This window comes from Janthinobacterium sp. FT14W (assembly GCF_009208755.1).
In the GTDB taxonomy this organism is placed as follows: Bacteria; Pseudomonadota; Gammaproteobacteria; order Burkholderiales; family Burkholderiaceae_D; genus Janthinobacterium; species Janthinobacterium violaceinigrum.
On record NZ_WFLL01000049.1, the window covers coordinates 1 to 21,869 of the forward strand.

Sequence of the window (21,869 nt, forward strand, 5' to 3'; positions counted from 1 at the left end):
TGCCCACATGCTCAAGGAATGGAATCATCACTACAACTGGCACCGGCCGCATCAGGGCATTGCTGGCAAGGCCCCGATGTCACGGCTCGGATCTAGTCCGAATAACCTCTTGCAACTTCACACCTAGGCGGCACCGATTGCCCTGCGCCATGCAAAACGCCGGCATCTGCCGGCGTTGTTTTTACTGCATGATTGCAAATTAGTCCGCCGTTTCGGCCGGCCAGTCGCGGATGTAGGCCTTGAGCATCTGGTTTTCAAAGCTTTGCGCTTCGAGCACGGCGCGTGCCACGTCGTAGAAGGAAATCACGCCCAGCAAGGTCTTGGCATTCATGACGGGCAGGTAGCGCGCGTGCTTTTCCAGCATGATGCGGCGCACCTCATTGACTTCCGTATCGGGCGTGACGGTGATCGGATGGTCATCCATGTGCTTGCGCACGGTGCCGCCGCCGATCTGGCCCGCGTTCTCATGCAGCGCGTTCAGCACTTCGCGGAAGGTCAGCATGCCGACCAGGTCGCCAAATTCCATGACCACCAGCGAACCGATGTCTTTTTCAGCCATGGTATTGGCCGCGTCAAGCAGGGGCTGGTCAGGCGTGACCGTGTAGAGGATATTGCCCTTGACTTGGAGAATTTCAGATACTTTCATATTGGCCGTCCTGTCCGCGTGATTGGTATTTTAGTTATTCTAGCCCTTACAGCGACTGTAGCCTATGCCTGCGGAAAAATCCAGCCTTGCGCGCAATCAAATCGAGGGGGATTGTCGGGCCAGAAAAACGTAGCGAGCGGATGCGCGGCGCGGCCGAGAAGCGCAGCGGTACGCGAGTACCGTGAGCATCGCCGGCCGTGCCCCGCGACGCGCAGTCGTTTTTCTCAGGCGCGGCGGCGGAACCAGCCTGCTATCGACAGGCGCTCACGCGCCGTCGGCAGCACCTCGTGCAGCATCTCGCCCGACATGAACATGGCCATGCGGCCCGCTTGCGGCGCGACGTCCACGTGACCGCCGTCCTGCGGGTGCAGGCGCAGCGCGCCGCCGTGTTCGGGCAGCCAGTCCTCGTTCAGGTACAGCACGACGGAGACGGTGCGCTTGTCGTCGTCGCGGAAGCGGTCCAGATGGGCCCGGTAAAAGGCGCCCGGCGCGTACAGGGCGAAATGGCTTTCGTACTCGTCCAGTCCCAGGAACAGCTCGCGGTTGAGCATGCAGCGCAGCGCTTCCATGTGTTCCAGGTAGCGGTCGCAGGCGCTTGACCGGCCCGTTTCCAGCCATTCGATATGGTCGCCGCGGATGTCCGGCTGCAGCAGCGGTGCATGGCCGCTGCCCACGCCCGCGCCCTTCATCCTGCCGCTGAGCATGGATTGCACGCATTCGGCGGCCAGTTGGCGGCTGAGTTCAGGAGAAATAAACTGCTCCTGCGTGAGCCAGCCTGCGCGGCACAGGCCGTCGACGATGGAGGGTCCGGGAACGGCAAGGGCGCCGTCGAACGATATTGCGGGCATAAAATCTTTCCTGGTGGACATGCGATGAGAGTTCGCCTGAAGCCCAGGATTTCGCTGGCACGTGGCAGTCTTCCCTGCGGCGCGGCGCACGCGCACAGGTCAACAGCCCGAATATCGCTGATACGGTATCGTACCACCGCCGCGCCGCGCCGGTCACTTTTTTTACACTACAGGTTACACGCGGGGCCCGCCGGCACGGCGCCATGCGCCCTGCACACGAGCCCTTTTGCTCAGATGCAAATCAGGTTACGATCTTGCCACTATAAAACTTGGCGGAGACACCATGAGCGGCCCGAAATACCCCGGTTTCGATACTTTATCCCTGCATGCGGGCGCGGCGCCCGACCCGGCCACGGGCGCGCGCGCCACGCCCATCCATTTCACGTCCTCGTTTGCCTTCAAGAGTTCGGAACACGCGGCGTCGCTGTTCAACATGGAGCGGGCCGGCCACGTGTACTCGCGCATCTCGAATCCCACCAACGCCGTGCTGGAAGAGCGCATCGCCGCGCTGGAAGGCGGCGTGGCCGGCATCGCCACGGCCAGCGGCCAGGCCGCCATGCACCTGGGCCTGACCACCATCGCGGGCGCCGGTTCGCACATCGTCGCCTCGCGCGCCCTGTACGGCGGCTCGCACAACCTGCTGGCCTATACCCTGAAACGCTTCGGCATCGCCACCACCTTCGTCGACCCGCGCGACGCGGACGCCTGGCGCGCCGCCATCCGCCCCGAAACGAAGGTGCTGTTCGCGGAAACCCTGGGCAATCCCGGCCTCGACGTGCTGGACATCCCGACGATTGCCGCCCTCGCGCATGAACACCAGCTGCCGCTGATGCTCGATTCGACGTTTACCACGCCCTACCTGCTGCGCCCTTTCGAGCATGGCGCCGACCTGGTATTCCACTCGGCCACCAAGTTCCTGTGCGGGCACGGCACGGCCATCGGCGGCCTGCTCGTCGACGGCGGCACCTTCGACTGGCAAGCGGCGTACGACAGGACGGGGCGCTACGCCGAACTGTGCGAACCGTATGACGGCTTTCACGGCATGGTCTTCGCCGAGGAATCGACGGTGGCGCCGTTCGCCCTGCGCGCGCGGCGCGAAGGCTTGCGCGATTTCGGCGCCGTCATGAGTCCGCACAACGCCTTCGCCATCCTGCAAGGCGTCGAAACCCTGGGCCTGCGCATGGACCGCCACGTGGCCAATACGCGCCGCATCATCGACTTTTTGCTGGCCAATCCCGCCGTCGAATCCGTGTCCTATCCCGAGCTGCCATCGCATCCCGACTACGAACTGGCGAAAACCCTGCTGCCGAAAGGCGCGGGCGGCGTGTTCACCTTCCGGCTGCGCGGCGACCGCGCGGCCGGCCAGCGCTTCGTCGACAGCCTGAAGATCTTCTCGCACCTGGCCAACGTGGGCGACGCCAAGTCGCTCGTCATCCACCCCGCCTCCACCACGCATTTCCGCGTGCCCGACGATCAGCTGGAACAGGCGGGCATCACGCAGGGCACGATGCGCTTGTCGGTGGGCCTGGAAGACGCGGACGATTTGATCGAAGACCTGGCCCGTGGCCTGAAACTGTCGCAGAAAGGCGCCTGAGATGCTGCTCACCATCGAGAACTCCACGGCCTACTGCTACACGGGCGGCAAACCGTTCAACCCGGGCCTGCCCACGGCCGTCTTCATCCACGGCGCGCAGAACGACCATAGCGTGTGGGCGCTGCAGACGCGCTATTTCGCCCACCATGGCTGGAACGTGCTGGCCGTCGACCTGCCCGGCCACGGGCGCAGCGGCGGCGCGGCAAAAACCCAGGTCGAAGAGCTGGCGCGCTGGATACTGGCCGTGCTGGACGCTGCCGGCGCGCCCAAGGCCATGCTGATCGGCCACAGCATGGGCTCATTGATCGCGCTGGAAGCGGCATTCCTGGCGCCGGAGCGGGTCAGCCACCTGGCCATGCTGGGTTCCACCTATCCGATGAAGGTGTCGCCCGCCCTGCTGGAAACGTCGCTCAACGATGAACAGGCGGCCATCGACATGGTCAATATCTGGTCGCATTCGTCGATCGCGCAAAAGCCGTCGTTCCCCGGCCCCGGCTTCTATGCCATGGGCGGCGCGCGGCGCCTGAAGCAGCGCATCGCCGCCCGCAACCCCGATCACGTGTTTCATACGGATTTTTTCACCTGCAATGCCTATGCGAACGGCGAAATCGCCGCCGCTTCGGTACACTGCCCCACTTTATTCATTTTCGGCGCGCGCGACATGATGACGCCGCCCAAGTCGACCAGGCTGCTGACCGCGGCAATCGCCCATGGCACGGTGGTGCAGGTCGACAGCGGGCACGAATTGATGGCCGAGCAGCCCGATGCCGTGCTCGATGCGCTGTTTGCGTTTGCGCAAGGCACGCCGGCATGACGCCACGCCCGCTTTTTTTAGGATAGATGCACCATGTTGTTGAATACCCTGCTCGATGAATTGTCCGGCCGCGGCAGCGGCACGGAAGCGGCGCGGCAAGAACGCTATAACTGGCTGGAGCAGCTGCGCTGCACCAACCCGCAGGCGGCCGAGGGCGGCCCCATGGCCGGCATCCCCGGCCATCACTGGTACCGGCTGCCGCAGGCGCTGGGCGTGGCGGGCCAGCACACGGACCTCTTGGTCGGCACCCTGAACGCCCAGTACCTGGTGTTCGCCGGCCGCCACGCGGCCGCGTTTGCAGCGGAACTGGGATTGCAGTACGACGCCAACAACCGCATCGACCGCCCCGGCGGCCTCGACGAACTGCTCGACGCCTATGAAGAGCAGGCGCACGGCAGCTGGACCACCGTGCCGGCGGGCCAGGCGGCGCCGCCGCTGGCCGGCTGGGACGACGTGTACTTCCGCGTGCGCGACCTCAGCGACGGCAAGGCCATCCAGAGCGTGACCACCATCGCCTACGAGAGCAGCCGCTTCCCTGGCTACACCCTGCTGGGCACGACCCTGGTGGGCGCGGGCGCCATCGCGCACGACGACGAGACGGCGCAGTATCTGCAGCAGATCTTCGCCGACTGGGCCATCCAGCGCGACTGCGCCGCCACCTGCCCGGTTTCGTCCACGCCCTGGCCCCACGCGCCGCGCCAGGCGCCACCAGCCCCGTTCGACTTTGGCCGCAACCTCGTCTACCTCGACGCCCTGCTGGCCGCCTACGGGCGGGCACAGGCGCAAGCTGAACGCGACGGCGGCGATGACGCCTACTGGGCGTGCGCGGCCGCCAGCACGGCGTACCAGGTCTTTTCGCTGCGCTACACGGCGGGCTTGCCCTTGCCTGACGTGGAACCGGCGCTGGAAACGGCCATCGCCGCCTGCGAAACGGCGCGCGCGGCGCTGGCCGCGGCCTACGATGACGAGAGCTTGCCCGCCTTCGATTTCGAACAGTTGACGGACTATGCGCGCACCCTGCAGCTGCTGGGTGCAAGCCTGCTGTTCGGCCGCCACGACCTGGCGGCCCGCCTGGCCGCCCTGCAGACGGCCTTCGACGGTGAAGACGGCGTGTATGAAGCACTGTTGTCCGCCATCGCCCCCCAGCGTCCCGCCGTCGACGAATGGTATTTCGCCGAACCCTATACCGCCCTGTACGACTGCCTGGATGAAGGAGAGCCCGCGCAGCAGCTGGAACACCTGCAACGCTACCTGGCCGGCTGGCACACGGCGCTGGTGCGCGAAGACTGGTTCAACGGCCATTTGCGCGCGCAGGGCCTGGGCGGCTACTACGGCCTGTGGGCGTTCGAGGCGGCCGCCGTGGCCAAGCGCCTGGGCTTGAAAAGCGGCGACCTGGCCCACTGGGTCATGCCGCCCGCGCCCTGAACACCCGTACACTACAAATAGACATCAATGATCAATACCGCAGCCCTGTTCAGCACCGCCTTTTTACCCGGCCAGGCCGGTTTCGACACCGGGACGATCACGGGCCTGGCCGAATGGCGGTGCGCTATGCCCATGCTGTTCAAGCTGCTCATCGGCGCCGGCACGCAAGCCGCCGCCTGGCCCATCTACGGCGATGGCGAGGACTGCCCCTGCGTGCTGGCCGCGCCGATGGCGCAGGCGCAGGCCAGCTGGCACGCCTTGTCCGCGCTGATGGACAGGCCCCGCGATGCGGCGTCCCTCGCCGCGCGCAGCGCCATCAGCGCCCTGCTGGCGGGCGGCCAGTCGTGGCTGGTGTTTGACTGCGTGCAGCTGCTCCCGCACGATATCGGCACGCCGGACTACGCTGCCGCGCTCGACGCCGTGCGCGCCGAGGCGCAAGCACTCCACTCTGCCCTGCAGCGCGGCGACAAGGCAGCGCTGGCCCCCCTGCTGGCAGCAGGTGCCGCATCGCCCGCCACCGGCTACTGGTCCGAGTCAGCCGCCGCACAGCTGGCCGATGTCGGGGAACTCGCTGCCGAAGACCTGCCCTTCCTGCAAGGCCTGGAAGTGGTGGGCTGGGAGGAGGACGCGCTGTGCTATGAAGTGAGCACCGCCGGCGAACCGGACGTCACCGGCCTGGTCACGCCCTATGGCCGCTGGATCGTGCCGCTGTCGCAGCGCTATGCCGGCCTGGGCACGTGCTATGCGGACGATGGCTGGATCACCTTTGCCACGGCCGACGCCCCCGGTGCGCACGGCGTCATGGACCTCAACGGCACGGTGGTGCTGCCGCCCGCCCCCGGCGCCCTGTATGTGATCAGCCCCCATCTGCTGCAGCAGATCGATCCGGACGGCGCCAGCCGCCTGCTGCGCCTGCCCGATGGCGCGCTGCTCATCGACAGGGTGGACAATATATGCCTGCGCAACGATGGCTTGATCGATATCGAGCGCCAGACGGGTGATGCTGACGAGCGCAATGTCTGCGGCGTGATCGACAAGACGGGCAAGGTCGTGGTGCCGCCCGCCTACAGCTCCGTGCAGGATTTCGGCACGAAAAAGAAGATCGCCATCGTCAGCCAGCGCATGGCCGGGCGCTTCCTGTTTGGCCTGGTCAATAGCCAGGGCGAGCTGCTGGCGCCGTGCCAGTACGAAGCCATCGATTGCGCCACCACCTCGTCGCCGCCCAAGCTGCGCAGGAACCTGATCTTCGCCATCGATGCGCAGGGCCTGGCCTGCATGCTGACCCTGGATGGCAGGCAGGCGTTTGCTCCTGCCTACCCGCCCGCCCACCATCTGCGCGGCGTGGCCGTGCAAAGCGACTTTTTATATGTCGTCAACGATGGCATGGCCTGGAGCATGGATTTCACGGGCCAGCTGCTGGAACAGTTCGACACCGTGGACAACTTCAAGGCGGCCATCACGGCCCAGCTGAGCGAATCCCTCGGCTTGACGAAGAAGAAAGCGGCGCCCCGCCGCAGCTTCACGCCAGCACAGATCCTGGCGAAGGCCGACCGCGCGCAGCTGCACGCCATGGCCGCCCTGCTCTTGCTGGGCGACGCGGACCTGGCCGCGCGCTGCGTGGACATCACATTAGAAGAATTGGCAGAAGACGATCCGGAAGAGGAATACGAAGGCGATACGCCCGCAGCGGCGTGTTTCTTCCTGCTGTGGTCCACGGCCGCCCACACGCAGGGCCATGGCACCACGCTGGACTGGAAAGCCGTCGATGAAGTGCCGCGCATAGGCCGGCATATCGGCCTGCCCGCGCTGCGCGATTTTGCCTGGGCGCAGCGCGGGGATGGCGACGCCATGGCCGAAGGCCTGGCCGCCATCGCTGCCCACCTGGCGCCCCATCAGCTGCGCCTCGTCAACCTGCACGGCGGCGAAGACACGTATTACCTGGGCGTGGTGCGCGCGCACGACACGGCGGCGTTCAGCAAGGTGGCGCTGCAGGCAGCCCTGCGGCCCGTGGTGTACTGACACCGGTCAAGGCCTGCTGCGCGTCGGTTTTGTCAGGTGTTGCAAGACCGCTCAGCCACATTTGACGGCGCCGAAATGCTGCGCCAGCGTCAGGCCCAGTCCCTGCTCCACGGCGTTTTCCACCTGCGCCGCCAGCGCGGCCGCGTCCTCGGCCGCCTTGATGTCGCGCTCATTGGTGGAACCGGCCGGGTAGCCGGAATTGACGCGCATGCCGCCGAAGACGAACAGGCGGTAGACGTCGGCCAGGCTGATGCGGTTGACATTGCCCAGCAAGACCCAGTGGTCGGAACTGTCGGCCACGCGCTTGCCCCACTGCACGCGCACGGCGCCCTCCACGTTCACCCGTCCCACCCAGCCCTGCTGCACCATCTTGTCGAGCAGGGTTTCCATCTCTTCGAAGCCCAGGCGCGTGCTGCGGCGGATCTCGGCCGCGCCCACCAGGGCCGAATCGGCGCCGTGGCAAGCCTGGTGCAGCACTTTCAGGATGGCGACGGCGTCGACGAATTCGCTGCCCGGCGCCGCCTCGTACCACCAGCGCTCGTATTTCACGACGGGCAAGGCCGCCACCAGCAAGGCGCCCACCAGGGTGATCATCCAGCTCAGGTATATCCACACGAGGAACAGCGGCAAGGCGGCCAGCGCGCCGTAGATGCGCGAATACGTGGGGAACTCCTGGATGAATTCACCGAAGCCCCGCTTGGCCACCTCGAATGCCAGCGCCGCCAGCAAGCCGCCCCAGGCCGCGTCGCGCCAGTCCACGTCGCGGTTCGGCACGGCGATGTACAGCAGGGTGAACGCCAGCATGGTCAGGCCGATCGACACCAGGGTATAAAACACGGTGCCCAGGAAGGGCACGGCGCCCACCACGCCGCTGGTGGCCATGAAGAGGCGCGACGTCACCGTCAGCGACACGCCCACCAGCAGCGGGCCCAGGGTGACAATGGCCCAGTAGACGAGCAGCCGCTTGGTCCAGCGGCGCTCCTGGCGCACGCGCCAGATGCGGTTGAAGACGCGTTCGATCAAGCCCATCATGCCCACCGAGGTGACGATCAGGGCGCCGGCGCCGATGGCCGACAGGCGCGTGGCCTTCGAGGCAAACGTGGTCAGGTAGTCGAGGATGGTGTTCGATATCCCCTTGGGCATCACGCTTTGCACGAAATAGTCTTCCAGCGCGTGGCGGAAGGTATTAAACAGGGGGAAGGTGGTGAAGATGGCCAGGGCCAGGGTGAGCAGCGGCACCAGCGCGAACACGGTGGCGAACGTCAGGCTGCCCGCCACCTGCGGCAGGCTTTCCTCGCGCACGCGGCGGCGCGCAAACTGCAGCAGGTCGCGCGTTTCGGACCACGTCAGGCCGCGCACGACGGCCAGCCCGATGCGCAGGGCGCGCCACAGGTATTGAAAGAAGGGGAATATATATTTTGAAAACATGTGCAAAATCAGAACGGCGCCATGACAGCAGTCGTATCAGGCTGTAAAGCGCCCTATAATACCAATGATGAAGCCAACCAATCTGATTATTCTCGTATTGTTTTATTCACGCCATGGCGCCACGCGCCAGTTGGCCGAGCTGATAGCCCAGGGAGTGGAAAGCGTGCCTGGCTGCGACGCCCGCCTGCGCACCGTGCCCGCCGTCTCCACCGTCGCCGAAGCGACGGCGCCCGAAGTGCCGCCTGACGGCGCTCCTTATGTGGAACTGGAAGACTTGCAGGAATGCGCGGGCCTGGCCCTGGGTTCGCCCACGCGCTTCGGCAACATGGCCGCCGCCATGAAGTACTTCTGGGATGGCACGGCCAGCGACTGGCTGGCCGGCAGCCTGTCCGGCAAGCCCGCCTGCGTGTTCACGTCCACGGGCAGCCTGCACGGCGGCCAGGAATCGACCCTGCTGTCGATGATGATCCCCCTCTTCCACCACGGCATGCTGGTCATGGGCCTGCCCTACACGCACCCGGAACTGATGACGACGTCCACGGGCGGCTCGCCGTATGGCGCCACGCACTGGTCGGGCATAGACGGCGACAAGGCATTGAGCGACGATGAAAAGTGCCTGGCCATCGCCCTGGGCCGGCGCCTGGCGGAAAACGCCGCGAAACTGGCAGGCGCGTGATGCACGGCGCGCTGCACAAGTATTTTCACTGGGGCGCCATCGCCAGCCTCGCCACCCTGATCGTCTGGTGCGTGCTGTGGGAAACCGTCGTCGCGCCGCTGCAGCCGGGCGGTTCCTGGGTCGTCCTGAAGGCGGCGCCCCTGCTCATTCCCCTGTATGGCGTCATCAAGCGCGACGTGTACACCCTGCAATGGTCGTCGATGGTGATCCTGCTGTACTTCACCGAGGGCGTGGTGCGCGGCTACAGCGACACGAACCGCGCCTCGGCCCTGATGGCCTGGGGCGAGGCGGCCATCGTCTGCATCTATTTTGTCTGCGCCGTGCTGTACCTGCGCCCGTATAAAAAGGCTGCCAAGCGCATGGCCAAAGAGCTGCTGGAAAAAGTGAACAAAGTAAGCATCAAGAAATGAGCGACCAAGACCATGAGTGACCAAGCCGATTTCCTCGCCGCCTGCCGCGACCTGCTGGGCGACGCCTGCGTACTCACCGAGGACGCCGACACGGCGCCCTTCCTCACCGACTGGCGCGACCGGTTTACCGGCAAGGCGCTGGCCGTGCTGCGCCCCGCCACGGTGGAACAGGTGGCGGCAATCCTGCGCGCCTGCGCGCAATGGCAAGTTCCCGTCGTGCCGCAAGGCGGCAATACGGGCCTGGTCCTGGGCAGCATCCCCGACGCCGCCGGCACGGCCGTCGTGCTGTCGCTGGCGCGCCTGAACAGCATCCGCGCGCTCGACCCCGTCAACCGCACCATCACGGTGGACGCGGGCTGCATCCTGCAAACCATCCAGGAGGCGGCCAGCGCCGCCGGCTGCCTGTTCCCCCTGTCCCTGGCGGCCGAGGGCAGCTGCACCATCGGCGGCAACCTGGCCACGAATGCGGGCGGCACGGCCGTGCTGCGCTACGGCAATACGCGCGAACTGTGCCTGGGCCTGGAAGTGGTCACGCCGCAGGGCGAAATCTGGAGCGGCTTGCGCGGCCTGCGCAAGGACAATACGGGCTACGACTTGCGCGACCTGTACATCGGCGCCGAAGGCACCCTGGGAATTATCACCGGCGCCGTCATGAAACTGTATCCGCAGCCGAAAGCCTGCATCACGGCGCTGGCCGCCATGCCCTCGCCCGTCCATGCCCTGCGCCTGCTCTCGCTGATGCAGGACCATTGCGGCGCCAGCCTGACGGGGTTCGAGCTGATGTCGCAATATTGTCTGCAGCTGGTGGCGGAACAGTTCCCGCAGCTGCCGCGGCCTTTCGCCGAAGCGCACGGCCAGTACGTGCTGCTTGAATTATCCAGCAGCCAGTCCGAGGCGCATGCCGTGGAATTGCTGGAAGCGAGCATCGGCGCGGCGCTGGAAGAGGCGTTGATCGAAGACGCCGTCGTCGCCAGTTCCGTGGCGCAGTCCGAGGGCCTGTGGCAGCTGCGCGAGCACATCCCGCTGGCGCAGGCGCAGGCGGGCAAGAACATCAAGCACGATATCTCGCTGCCCATCTCCTGCATCGCCGACTTCATCGCCGTCACGGATGCGGCCCTGGAGTCGGCCTTCCCCGGCTGCCAGCTCGTGTGCTTCGGCCACCTGGGCGACGGCAACCTGCACTACAACGTGGCGCCGCCGCCCGGCATGACGGACCGCGACTTCCTCGCCAACCAGGATGCCATCAACCGCATCGTGCACGACCAGGTACACGGCTTCGGCGGCTCCATTTCGGCCGAACACGGCATCGGCGCGCTGAAGAAGGACGACCTGGCGCGCTACAAGTCGCCGCTGGAACTGCAGCTGATGCGCGCCGTGAAGCAGGCGCTGGACCCGCAGAACATCATGAATCCGGGGAAGATCCTGTGAGAGCGCCATCCATCCTGCTGTGCGCGATGGCCTTGCTGGCCGGTTCCGCCAGCGCGCAGGACGTCTACAAATGCGTAAAGGATGGCCAGACCAGCTACAGCGCCACGCCATGTTCGGCCGGCCAGCTGCAGATCCTGGAAATCCCCCCGCCGCCGCCCGCCGTCGACAAGGGCGCGGCCACGCGCCAGGAACGGGTGGCCAGCCAGATGGAAGCGGCGCGCAAGCAGCGCGAACGCCTGGAAGACCAGGCGCGCGCACGGGCCGCCAAGCAGCTCGAGGCGCGCGACAAGCATTGCGCCCAGCTGCGCCTGGAACAGAAATGGGCGGCGCAGGACGCCGTCGGCGCCGGCGACAAGAACCGCGACGCGGCGCAACTGAAGGCGCGGCGCGCGGGCGAGCGCCTGGCCGTCGAATGTCTGCATTGAGTGCGCCGCTGGCCGGCCCGGCGGCGACGCGCCTGCTGTCGCGCTGGCTGCTGCTGGGCGAATGGCGCGCCCATCCCGTGCGCGCCTGCGTCGCCGTCCTCGCCATCGCCATCGGCGTGTCGCTGGGCTTTGCCATCCATCTGATCAACGCGGCCGCCTTCAATGAATTTTCCACGGCCGTCAAAAGCCTGTCCGGCCAGGCCGACGTGCAGGTGGCCGGGCGCGAAGCGCTGTTCGACGAAGCCATCTACCCATGGCTGGCGCAGCGCGACGGCGTGGCCGTGGCCTCGCCCGTGCTGGAACTGCAGGCCGCCGTGGCCGGCCGTGCCGGCAAGGACGGCGGCCCGCTGCACATCCTGGCGCTGGACGTCTTCCGCGCCGGCTTCATCTCGCCCGACCTGATCGGCGCGCCCGCCGAGGGCCAGCCTTTCGACACCCTGGCCGACGACGCCCTGTTCCTGTCGCCGGCCGCCCTGCGCTGGCTCGACGTGGCCGAAGGCGGCAAGCTCGCGCTGCAATCGGGCACGGGCACGGTGCCGCTGCGCGTGGCCGGCTCGCTGCAGCGCGCGCGCGCCGGCCAGCGCATCGCCGTGATGGATATCGGCGCGGCGCAGTGGCGCTTCAACAAGCTGGGCAAGCTGTCGCGCGTCGACCTGAAACTGCGCCAGGGCGTCAACCGCGACGCCTTCCAGGCCGACCTCGCGCGCGCACTGGAAGCGCAGTATCCGGGACGCTTCCAGGTGGGCCAGCCCAACGACGAAAACCAGAATAGCCGCAACAATAACCTCAGCCGCGCCTACCGGGTCAACCTGACGGTACTGGCGCTGGTCGCCCTGTTTACGGGCGCCTTCCTCGTCTTTTCCACGCAGGCGCTGTCCGTCATCCGCCGCCGCGGCCAGTTTGCGCTGCTGCGCGTGCTGGGCATGGAACGGGGACAGCTGCTGCGCCAGGTGCTGCTCGAGGGCGCCAGCCTGGGCGTCGTCGGCGCAGCGCTGGGCATCGCCGGCGGCTATGCCATGGCGGCCGTGGCCCTGCGCTTTTTCGGCGGCGACCTGGGCGCCGGCTATTTCGCGGGCGTGCAGCCGCAGGTGCAGTTCACGCCCGTCGCCGCCTTCGTCTACTTTGTCCTGGGCCTCGGCGTGGCCCTGCTGGGCTGCGCGGCGCCCGCGCTGGAAGCGGCGCGCGCGGCCCCCGCCATCGCCCTGAAATCGGGCAGCGAAGAAGTGGTGACGACGCGCCTGGCGAAAACCTGGCCCGCGCTGGCCTGCCTGCTGCTGGCCGGCGCCCTGACGTTCCTGCCGCCCGTGTTCGAGCTGCCCCTGTTCGGCTACCTGTCCATCGCGCTGCTGCTGATCGGCGCCATCGCCCTGATGCCGCAGCTGGCCGCCGTCGTCTTCCGTTTTCTGCAGCGCATCTGGCTGCGCACGCAAACCAGCCTGCACGCGCCCGTGCGCAGCCTGACCGTGGCGCGCCTGGCGAATGCCTCGGGCCAGGCCGGCATCGCGCTCGGTGGCGTGCTGTCGAGCTTTAGCCTGATGGTGGCGATGGCCATCATGGTGTCGAGCTTCCGCGTCTCCGTCGACGACTGGCTGCTGCAGATCCTGCCGGCCGACCTGTATGCGCGCACGGCCGCCGGCGGCGGGACGGCGGGCCTGAACCCGCGCGAACAGGCCAGCATCACCGCCCTGCCCGGTGTGGCCAGGGTGGATTTCCAGCGCCTGCGCTCGCTGTCGCTGTCGCCCGACCGCCCGAATGTGGTGCTGCTGGCCCGTCCCATCAATTTGCAGGACCCGGGCAAGAGCATGGTGCTGGTGGGCGACACCCTGCCCGTGCCGGCCGGGGGCAAACCCGTGTGGCTGTCCGAGGCGGCCGCCGACCTGTACAACGTCAAGCCTGGCCAGCAGCTGGCCCTGCCCCTGGCGGGCGGCCTGCACCCGTTCTTCATCGCCGGCATCTGGCGCGACTATGCGCGCTCTTCCGGCGCCATCCAGATGCCGCTGGACGATTACCGCGCGCTGACGGCCGACATGGACGTCAGCGATGCGGCCCTGTGGCTGGCCAAGGATGTCACGGGCGACGAACTGCAGCAGCGCCTGAAGGCCCTGCCGTTCGGCGCCAGCCTGGAAGTGTCGAACCCGTCGGCCATCCGCGCCCTGAGCCTGCAGATCTTCGACCGCAGCTTCGCCGTCACCTATTTATTGGAAGCCATCGCCATCGTCATCGGCCTGTTCGGCGTGGCCGCCACGTTTTCCGCCCAGACCCTGGCGCGCGCGCGCGAATTCGGCATGCTGCGCCACGTGGGCGTGACGCGGGGGCAGATCCTTGCCATCCTGGCGCTGGAAGGCGGCGCGCTGACGGCGCTGGGCATCGCCACCGGTTTTGTCCTGGGCCTCTTGATCAGCTTTGTGCTGGTCTTCATCGTCAATCCCCAATCGTTCCACTGGACCATGCAGCTGCACCTGCCGTGGCCATTGATCGCCACCGTGGCCGGCGCCCTGCTGACGGCGGCCGCCGCCACGGCCCTGATTGCGGGCCGCCAGGCGCTGTCCGCTGGCCCCATCCGCGCCGTCAGGGAGGACTGGTAATGCGCCGTATTTTCATGCTGTCATTGGCACTGGCGCTGCCGGCGCTGGCCGCGCCCCCCGCCTTCGCCCCCGTCACTGCGCTGCCGGCCGGCCAGACCCTGCGCCTGCCGCACGACTTCGGCGCCCATCCCGCCTATAAAACGGAATGGTGGTATGCCACGGGCTGGGTCAAGACCGCCGGCGGCGAACAACTGGGCTACCAGGTGACCTTCTTCCGCAGCGCCACGGCCGCCGACGCGGACAATCCCAGCGCCTTCGCGCCGAAACAGCTGATCATCGGCCATGCGGCCCTGTCCGACCCGAAGCTGGGCAAGCTGCTGCACGACGAGAAAAGCGCGCGCGAGGGCTTCGGCCTGGCCTATGCCAAGGTGGGCGACACGGACGTCAAGCTCGACGGCTGGCGCATGCGGCGCCAGGCCGACGGCAGCTACCAGGTCAGCCTGGCCGCGCGCGAATTCGACTTGCAGCTGACCCTCGCCCCCACGCAGCCCGTGCTGCTGCAGGGCGTTGGCGGCTACTCGCGCAAGGGCGCGCGGCCCGCGCAATCGAGCTACTACTACAGCGAACCGCAGCTTGCCACCCGTGGCACGATCGCGCGCGCGGGCGGCAAGGCCGAGGCGGTAACGGGCACCACCTGGCTCGATCACGAGTGGTCCAGCCAGGTGCTCGATGCCGATGCCAGCGGCTGGAACTGGATAGGCGCCAACCTCGCTGACGGCGGCGCCCTGATGGCCTTCCAGATCCGCAGCAAGACAGGTGCTAAACTATGGGCGCACGCGACATGGCGCGATGCGTCCGGTAAGATGACGCAGTTCGCCCCCGGCGACGTCGATTTCACGCCCACGCAGCTGTGGCGTTCGCCCCGCACGCAGGCCGAATACCCGGTCGCCACCAGTATCCGCACGGGCGCCGCGCGCTGGCAGGTCAAGCCCCTGCAGCCGGACCAGGAACTCGATTCGCGCAGATCCACCGGCGCCGTGTACTGGGAAGGCGCCGTGACCGTGGAGCGCGATGGCCAGCCCGCGGGCCGCGGCTACCTGGAAATGACGGGCTACGTGCAGCCGATGAAGTTATAAGCAGTACAAAATACAGTAAATATTAAGCGAAAAACAATGACAACCAGCACAGAAACAGGCAGCACGAGTACAGCAACCGCCGCAAGCGCCGCACCCACACCCGACACCAGCCGCGAACTGAAAAAAGGCAGCCTGGCCGCCTTCAAGGGCTTGATGCCCTTCCTGACGCCGTACCGCAAGCAGTTCTTCCTGGCCGGCATCGCGCTGGTGGTGGCCGCCGCCTCCACCCTGGCCATCCCCGCCGCCTTCAAGCAGATGATCGACCTGGGTTTCGGCGGCGCGGCCGGTTCGAAAAGCATCCAGCATGTGGACCTGGTCTTCCTCGCGCTGTTCGGCGTGGCGTCCATCCTGGCGCTGGCCACGGCCGCGCGCTTCTACACGGTGTCGTGGCTGGGCGAAAGAGTCACGGCCGACATCCGCAGCGCCGTCTACCGCCACGTGGTCACGCAAAGCCCCGAATTCTTTGAAACCACGCAGACGGGCGAAGTCCTGTCGCGCATCACCACCGACACGACCCTGATACAGGCCGTGGTCGGCACCAGCATCTCGATGGCGCTGCGCAATGTGCTGCTGTTCCTGGGCGGCCTGGTGATGCTGTTCGTCACCAGCGCCAAGCTGGCCGGCATCATCATCGGCTTGCTGATCCTCGTCGTCGTGCCCATCATCGTGTTTGGCCGCAAGGTGCGCAAGCTGTCGCGCGACTCGCAGGACCGCATCGCCGACGCCTCGGCCATGGCCGGCGAAATCCTCAACGCCATGCCCACCGTGCAAGCGTTCACGCACGAGAAAATCGAATCGAAACGCTTTGGCGACTCCGTCGAAGGCGCCTTCATGACGGCCATGCGGCGCATCCGCGCGCGCGCCCTGCTGACCATGATCGCGATCCTGCTGGTGTTCGGCACCATCGTGTTTGTCTTGTGGCTGGGCGCGCGCGCCGTGCTGGAAGGCTCGATGACGGGCGGAGATTTAGGCCAGTTCATCCTGTACGCGTCCATCGTGGCCGGCGCCATCGGCGCCCTGTCCGAAGTGATGGGTGAAGCGCAGCGCGCCGCCGGCGCCACCGAACGCCTGCTGGAACTGATGGCCGTCAAGTCGGAAATCGAATCGCCCGCCACGCCGCTGCCGCTGCCCGCGCGCGCCGCGAATGGCGCCGCCCTGTCGCTGAACGACGTCGTGTTCTCGTATCCGTCGCGCCCCGATACGGCCGCGCTGGACCACGTCAGCCTCGACATCCGCGCCGGTGAAACGGTGGCCGTGGTGGGCCCGTCCGGCGCCGGCAAGACTACGCTGTTCCAGCTGTTCCTGCGCTTCTATGACCCGCAAAGCGGCAGCATCCGCCTCGACGGCGTGGACATCAAGCAGCTGGACCTGCATACGCTGCGCGACGCCATCGGCATCGTGCCGCAGGATACCGTGATCTTCTCGGCCGACGCCATGGAAAACATCCGCTACGGCCGCGCCGGCGCCAGCGACGCGGAAGTCATCGCCGCCGCGAAAATGGCGGCCGCCCACGAATTCATCGAGCGCCTGCCGAACGGCTACAAATCCTTCCTCGGCGAGCGGGGCGTGCGCCTGTCCGGCGGTCAGCGTCAGCGCATCGCCATCGCCCGCGCCCTGCTGAAAAACCCGCCGCTGCTGCTGCTCGACGAAGCGACCAGCGCGCTGGACGCGGAGTCGGAACGCCTCGTGCAAAAGGCGCTGGAAGCGGCCATGGTGGGCCGCACCACGGTCATCATCGCGCACCGCCTGGCCACCGTGCAGCGGGCCGACCGCATCATCGTCATGGAAGACGGCAGGATCGTCGAGACGGGCACGCATGCATCGCTGGTGGCCCTGGGCGGCATCTATGCCAACCTTGCCGCATTGCAATTTCATCACGTACAAATCAATCAAGCAGAACCATCATGAACGCACTCTTCCACGCCAACCTGGGCATCACCGATTTCTGGACCTTCTTACTGGGGACCATCTTCATCGTCATCCTGCCCGGCCCCAATTCCATGTACGTGCTGTCGGTGGCCGCCCAGCGCGGCGTGCGGCCCGCCTACCAGGGCGCCTTCGGCATCTTCGCGGGCGACCTGATCCTCATGGTGCTGTCGGCCTGCGGCGTGGCCTCGCTGCTGAAAGCCAGCCCGGCCCTGTTCTATGTGGTGAAATACATCGGCGCGGCCTACCTGGGCTGGATCGGCCTGCAGATGCTGATCGGCTGCTGGCGCAAGCTGCGCGCGCCAAGCTCCGCCGACGGCGAAGCGGCAACCGCAGCTGCCCCCGCCAAGGAAAGCGCCCCCTTCCGCAAGGCCCTGGTCATCAGCCTGATGAACCCGAAGGCCATCCTGTTCTTCATCTCGTTTTTCATCCAGTTCGTCGATCCGGCCTTCCCGAACCCCGTGCTGTCCTTCATCGGCCTGGGCCTGATCTGCCAGGTGATCAGCTTTACCTACCTGACGGCCATCATCTTTGTGGGCGCCCGCCTGGCCGAGACCTTCCGCCGCCGTCGCCGCCTGTCGGCCGGCATGGGCGGCGGCGTGGGCGCCATGTTCATCGGCTTCGGCGCGAAACTGGCCACCGCCACCCTTTAAGGAAGAACCGCCTTGACCGACCTCGAACTGCGCCAGCGCTGCCACACCGTCCTGCCGGGCCACCGCCAGCCCACGCCGGCAGTCGCCTTCTCCGCCATGGCCGCCTGGTGCGAAGCCAACGACATTGCGCACGACACCTATGGCGAGGGCGCGCTGATCGAGCAGTTCGAAAACAGGGTCGCCAGCCTGCTGGGTTTCGAGGCGGCCGTGTTCTGCATCACGGGCACCATGACGCAAGTGACGGCCCTGCGCCTGGCCTGCCAGGACCGGGGTTCCGCCCTGGTGGCGCTGCATCCCACCTCGCACATCCTGCGCCACGAGCGGGGCAACCATGAATTGCTCGAGCATTTCAAGGGTTTGATGATCGGCGACCCGCACCGCCCGTGGACGGTGGACGACTTGCGCGCCGTGCCCGATGCGCTGGGCGCCGCGCAGCTCGAACTGCCGATGCGCGAAATCGGCGGCCAGTGCCCGTCGTGGGAAGACTTGAACGCGATCAAGCGGCACTGCCGCGAGCGCAACATCCACCTGCACATGGACGGCGCGCGCCTGTGGGAAGCGCAGGCGGGTTTTGGCCAGCCCCTGACCGCCATCTGCGGCGGTTTCGATTCCGTGTATGTGTCGCTGTACAAGGGCATCGGCGGCCTGGGCGGCGCCATGCTGGCGGGCAGCCGGCCGTTCGTCGAACGGGCGCGCGAGTGGTTCCGCCGCCAGGGCGGCAATATCGTGCACCGCACGCCCTACGTGGTGGCCGCCGCCATGCAGTTCGATGCGCGCCTGGCCGCCATGCCCCGCTATTTCGAACGCACGCAGTGGCTGTACGCGCTGCTGGGCGACTATCCGGCCATAGCCGTCAATCCCGCGCAGCCGCAGGCGAACATGCTGCATCTGCACCTGCCCGTCTCGCGTGAACGGGCCATCGCCATCCGCAACCAGGTGGCCGAAGAACACGGCATCTGGCTGTTCGGCCGCGCCAGCCACGCGGCGCTCCCCGGGCACAGCGTGGTCGAGTGGTACGTGGGAGATCAGTTGCTGGAAATGGCGGACGCCACCGTGCGGCAGGCATTGAGCCTGCTGGACCATGCCATGCGCAAGGCGCCCGACGCCCGCTGAACGGGCCGCAGGCGCGCTAGCTGCACAGCAGCGCCTGCAATTGGCTGGCCTGGCCGGGAAAGCGGCTCATGTCGACGGGTCCGCCGATGCCGCGCACGGCGCCCGTATTCGCGTACTGCCAGAAGGTATAGCTGCGGCTGCCGGCCGGCAGGGCGGGACAGGGCCCGGCCGTGTAATGGGCGATCCACAGCGGATGGGCGAGCAACGGCGCAAACGAACCCACGCAGCTGTTCCAGAAACTGGCGACGGTATAGATGCCGGGCGTGCAGCCCAGCCTGTCGCCGACCTGCTGCAGCCACTGTGCGACGGCCGCCGCATAGGCGGGCTGGTCCAGTCCCCGCTGTTCCACGTCCAGCATGGGCGGCAATTCGCCCTTGACGCTGCCCACCGCGTTGCAGAAGTTGGCAACCTGGCTCGCCACCGGCTCGGTGGGCGAAAAAAAGTGATACGCGCCGCACAACAGCCCCTGCGCCTTGGCGCCCGCCCGGTTACGCCGGTATTCGCTATCGACCACCGCGCCCCCCTGCGTGGCTTTCAGGTAGACAAAGGCCGGCACGACGGCGCCGGCAGCCACTGCGGCCCAGTCGATGGCGCCGTTGTAGTGCGATACATCGATGCCTTGCAAAAAGTCTGTCATGCCGTGCTCCTGCCAGTGAAAATGAATGACCTTGCCGTGGCTACGCCGGGAATGGGAACCGCGCGCCCATGCCGTAGGTGAATTTGATCACATAGCTGACATCAGCGCTTTTCGGCTGCGCATCGGGCGGCAAGGCGCCCGCGCCCTGGCCCGGCTCCACGCTGGCGCCGCCATCGTGGCCGCGCAGGAAACAGCCCCGGTAGTCGGGCAGCTGGAATTGCCCGCCAGAACCGCCATACAGATACCCGAGCGCCGCATACAGCTCCGGATACGACGCGCTCTCGAGCATGCGCCCGTCGCACAGCATCCAGCCCCAGGCTTCGATGGCAGCGCCGGCGGTAGCGCCCGCAAAGGCGATCACTGCGCCGACGGGCGTATCGCCAACGCCGGGCCGCAGGGGGAACTGCGGCAGCGCGTGAAATGGGGCGCTCATGACGCCAGCATCCGGCCGCGCGGGGCGCAGGGCCGCGGCAATGGACTGGCGGTATCTGCGGGGACGGCCAGGAGTTCCGCGTCCGTTTCCTTGCTATAACTTTGATCGGTATCAATTCGCATGGCTTGCCCTTGTGGTTTTCGTGCCAATAAAGCCGTAATCAAGCTTTATTATAATGATAAATTAATATTTCCGAAAAGCATGTTTAGTTCCGCATGGCACAAAAAAAGGCGCCCGAAGGCGCCTTTTCCTTGCATGGCGGCCGGATTGGCCGCCACTACCTGCTTAGAACTTGTAGTTATAAGCGAGACCGATCAACTGCATGCGGGTCTTGAACAGGCCCTTGGTGGTTTCACCGTTGCCCGTGCAGCCAGCCATCACCGGCGAGCAGTCGTTCTTGTAGTTGACTTCAGCATCCTTGAAGTCGATATAGCTGTAGGCCAGGTCGATCGACGAATTGGCGTTCAGCTTCCAGTTCGCGCCGATCGAGTACTGCATGCGGTCGCTGTCCGGCAAGGCCGGGTGGCGCAGTTCGGCGCTGCGTACGGGCGCCTGGTCGTGGGCGATACCGGCGCGCAGCATCAGGCTTTCGCTGTACTTGTAGTTGGTGCCCAGCGACACGCGGTAGGTGTCTTTCCACTGCTGGCGGATGCGCTCGGCGCCTTCGGCCGTCGGCGGGAACTGGATGTCCAGGTTCTGCAGGCGCGACGTGCGGGTCCAGGTCACGTCGCCCATCAGGGCCCATTTATCATCCATCTGATGGAAGGCGTTGACCGACAGGGTTTCCGGCGTGCGCAGTTCCACCAGCGCTTGCGAATTGACCTTGTTCGAGGCCTTGGCGATGAAGGCGTTCACGGCAGGATTGGACGTCACTTGCGAGAAGTCCCAGATGGTGCTGCCCTTGAGCTTGTGCGAGATCGACGAACGGTAGGCGATGCCGAAACGCGTGCCTTCGTTCAGCTGGTACAGATAGCCGAGGTTGAAGCCGAAGCCCCAGTCGTGGCCGTCCATCGACGCGTGGCCATCCTTGATCGGGCCTTGCAGCGCGGCGCCTGCAGCTTGCGCGGCAGCCAGGCCCTGCGTCTTGGCGATATTGGCCAGGAAGGCCTGCGATGCGCTAGGCGCATATTTGCCCAGGTAGGCGACCGAGCCCGGCACGTCCACACCCTGGCCCAGTTCCGCCTTCATGTATTCGGCCGTGATGCCGAAACCGAACGAGTGGTGCTGGTCCAGCTTGAACGACACGGAAGGGTTCAGGGCGATGGCTTCGAGCTTGATATTGGTGATCGCATAGCGGCCATACCAGTCGTTGCCATAGTCGAGCTTGGCGCCATACGGCACGAACAAGCCCGCGCCGACGGTCCATTGATCATTGATCTTCTTGCTGGCGTACAAGGCCGGCGCGAATACGGCGTCCGGCGCATAGTCCTTGGTTTCCGAGTAAGGCGCGCGATTGCCGGGGAAGAAAGGCTTCGAGCCCGAGTCCGCGTAGGTCGAATGCGGTACCACCAGGGTGCCGCCGCCGACGAACTGCGTGCCTTCCAGGCGCGACAGGCCGGCCGGGTTGTAGAAAATGGTCGACGCGTCGCCCGCTTCGGCGCCGCTGGCATCGGCCGTGCCCTGGGCGGACACGCTTTGCGAGCCGAAACGGTAGCCCGATGCTTGTGCTGTGGAAGAGATGCCGGCGAACGCGGCAACGATCAGGAGGGGCAGATATTTATGTTTCAAGTTAG

Annotated in this window: 19 protein-coding genes; 13 read left to right on the plus strand and 6 right to left on the minus strand. The window is 66.5% G+C overall.

Annotated features, from left to right (window positions below):
• Positions 1-199: 199 nt before the first annotated feature.
• Together GCN74_RS24010 and GCN74_RS24015 are read right to left on the minus strand one after the other, a co-directional pair.
• On the minus strand, positions 200-646 hold the full coding sequence (locus GCN74_RS24010; protein WP_092709205.1) for a CBS domain-containing protein: 447 nt from the start codon (positions 644-646) through the stop codon (positions 200-202).
• Between the two features lie 224 nt (positions 647-870).
• Positions 871-1,494 carry a 2OG-Fe(II) oxygenase gene (locus GCN74_RS24015; RefSeq protein ID WP_152258998.1) on the minus strand — a complete coding sequence of 208 codons (624 nt, stop codon included), beginning with the start codon at positions 1,492-1,494 and terminating at the stop codon, positions 871-873.
• Between the two features lie 283 nt (positions 1,495-1,777).
• On the opposite strand from GCN74_RS24015, the gene GCN74_RS24020 reads away from it, so the two are divergent.
• The 4 genes from GCN74_RS24020 to GCN74_RS24035 are packed head-to-tail and all read left to right on the plus strand — an operon-like array spanning position 1,778 to position 7,346.
• Entirely contained in the window at positions 1,778-3,088 is a 1,311-nt protein-coding gene (locus GCN74_RS24020; protein WP_152258999.1) for an O-acetylhomoserine aminocarboxypropyltransferase, read from the plus strand.
• Between the two features lies 1 nt (position 3,089).
• Positions 3,090-3,902 (plus strand): alpha/beta fold hydrolase, encoded by an 813-nt coding sequence (locus tag GCN74_RS24025; protein WP_152259000.1) that lies wholly within the window; start codon positions 3,090-3,092, stop codon positions 3,900-3,902.
• 33 nt (positions 3,903-3,935) lie between these two features.
• Positions 3,936-5,327, plus strand: coding sequence for a PoNe immunity protein domain-containing protein (locus GCN74_RS24030; RefSeq protein WP_152259001.1), 1,392 nt, complete (start codon positions 3,936-3,938; stop codon positions 5,325-5,327).
• 27 nt (positions 5,328-5,354) lie between these two features.
• Positions 5,355-7,346, plus strand: coding sequence for a WG repeat-containing protein (locus GCN74_RS24035; RefSeq protein ID WP_152259002.1), 1,992 nt, complete (start codon positions 5,355-5,357; stop codon positions 7,344-7,346).
• A 51-nt stretch (positions 7,347-7,397) separates the two neighbouring features.
• Here the strand turns inward: GCN74_RS24035 and GCN74_RS24040 are convergent, their stop codons facing one another.
• Positions 7,398-8,774 (minus strand): YihY family inner membrane protein, encoded by a 1,377-nt coding sequence (locus GCN74_RS24040; protein ID WP_152259003.1) that lies wholly within the window; start codon positions 8,772-8,774, stop codon positions 7,398-7,400.
• A gap of 67 nt (positions 8,775-8,841) precedes the next feature.
• Between GCN74_RS24040 and wrbA the strand changes: the two genes are divergently transcribed.
• Genes wrbA through GCN74_RS24085 form a run of 9 tightly spaced genes read left to right on the plus strand, consistent with a single transcriptional unit; the run spans position 8,842 to position 19,066 of the window.
• The gene (gene wrbA / locus GCN74_RS24045) at positions 8,842-9,450 is read left to right on the plus strand and encodes an NAD(P)H:quinone oxidoreductase (RefSeq protein ID WP_152259028.1); all 609 of its coding nucleotides are present in this window, start codon (positions 8,842-8,844) and stop codon (positions 9,448-9,450) included.
• The gene (locus GCN74_RS24050; protein WP_152259004.1) at positions 9,450-9,860 is read left to right on the plus strand and encodes a DUF2069 domain-containing protein; all 411 of its coding nucleotides are present in this window, start codon (positions 9,450-9,452) and stop codon (positions 9,858-9,860) included. The genes wrbA and GCN74_RS24050 overlap by 1 nt, the downstream gene beginning before the upstream one ends.
• Positions 9,861-9,872: 12 nt before the next feature.
• Positions 9,873-11,288, plus strand: a complete 1,416-nt coding sequence (locus GCN74_RS24055) for an FAD-binding oxidoreductase (protein ID WP_152259005.1) — start codon at positions 9,873-9,875, stop codon at positions 11,286-11,288.
• Positions 11,285-11,713 carry a DUF4124 domain-containing protein gene (locus GCN74_RS24060; RefSeq protein WP_152259006.1) on the plus strand — a complete coding sequence of 143 codons (429 nt, stop codon included), beginning with the start codon at positions 11,285-11,287 and terminating at the stop codon, positions 11,711-11,713. The genes GCN74_RS24055 and GCN74_RS24060 overlap by 4 nt, the downstream gene beginning before the upstream one ends.
• Positions 11,701-14,298, plus strand: coding sequence for an FtsX-like permease family protein (locus tag GCN74_RS24065; RefSeq protein WP_152259007.1), 2,598 nt, complete (start codon positions 11,701-11,703; stop codon positions 14,296-14,298). The genes GCN74_RS24060 and GCN74_RS24065 overlap by 13 nt, the downstream gene beginning before the upstream one ends.
• A complete protein-coding gene (locus GCN74_RS24070) occupies positions 14,298-15,374 on the plus strand; it encodes a lipocalin-like domain-containing protein (protein ID WP_152259008.1) in 1,077 nt (358 codons plus the stop codon). The genes GCN74_RS24065 and GCN74_RS24070 overlap by 1 nt, the downstream gene beginning before the upstream one ends.
• A gap of 36 nt (positions 15,375-15,410) precedes the next feature.
• Positions 15,411-17,282: an ABC transporter transmembrane domain-containing protein gene (locus GCN74_RS24075; protein ID WP_152259009.1), complete on the plus strand. Its 1,872-nt coding sequence runs from the start codon at positions 15,411-15,413 to the stop codon at positions 17,280-17,282.
• Positions 17,279-17,953 carry a leucine efflux protein LeuE gene (leuE, locus tag GCN74_RS24080; protein ID WP_152259010.1) on the plus strand — a complete coding sequence of 225 codons (675 nt, stop codon included), beginning with the start codon at positions 17,279-17,281 and terminating at the stop codon, positions 17,951-17,953. Before GCN74_RS24075 ends, leuE begins: the two co-directional genes overlap by 4 nt.
• A 12-nt stretch (positions 17,954-17,965) precedes the next feature.
• Entirely contained in the window at positions 17,966-19,066 is a 1,101-nt protein-coding gene (locus tag GCN74_RS24085) for a threonine aldolase family protein (protein ID WP_152259011.1), read from the plus strand.
• A 16-nt stretch (positions 19,067-19,082) separates the two neighbouring features.
• Here the strand turns inward: GCN74_RS24085 and GCN74_RS24090 are convergent, their stop codons facing one another.
• From GCN74_RS24090 to GCN74_RS24100, 3 genes are all read right to left on the minus strand, one after another.
• On the minus strand, positions 19,083-19,703 hold the full coding sequence (locus GCN74_RS24090; protein WP_152259012.1) for a glycoside hydrolase family 25 protein: 621 nt from the start codon (positions 19,701-19,703) through the stop codon (positions 19,083-19,085).
• Between the two features lie 40 nt (positions 19,704-19,743).
• Complete coding sequence (locus GCN74_RS24095) at positions 19,744-20,136, minus strand: phage tail protein (RefSeq protein WP_152259013.1); 393 nt, start codon at positions 20,134-20,136, stop codon at positions 19,744-19,746.
• A 285-nt stretch (positions 20,137-20,421) separates the two neighbouring features.
• Entirely contained in the window at positions 20,422-21,864 is a 1,443-nt protein-coding gene (locus GCN74_RS24100) for an OmpP1/FadL family transporter (RefSeq protein ID WP_152259014.1), read from the minus strand.
• Positions 21,865-21,869 lie beyond the last annotated feature (5 nt).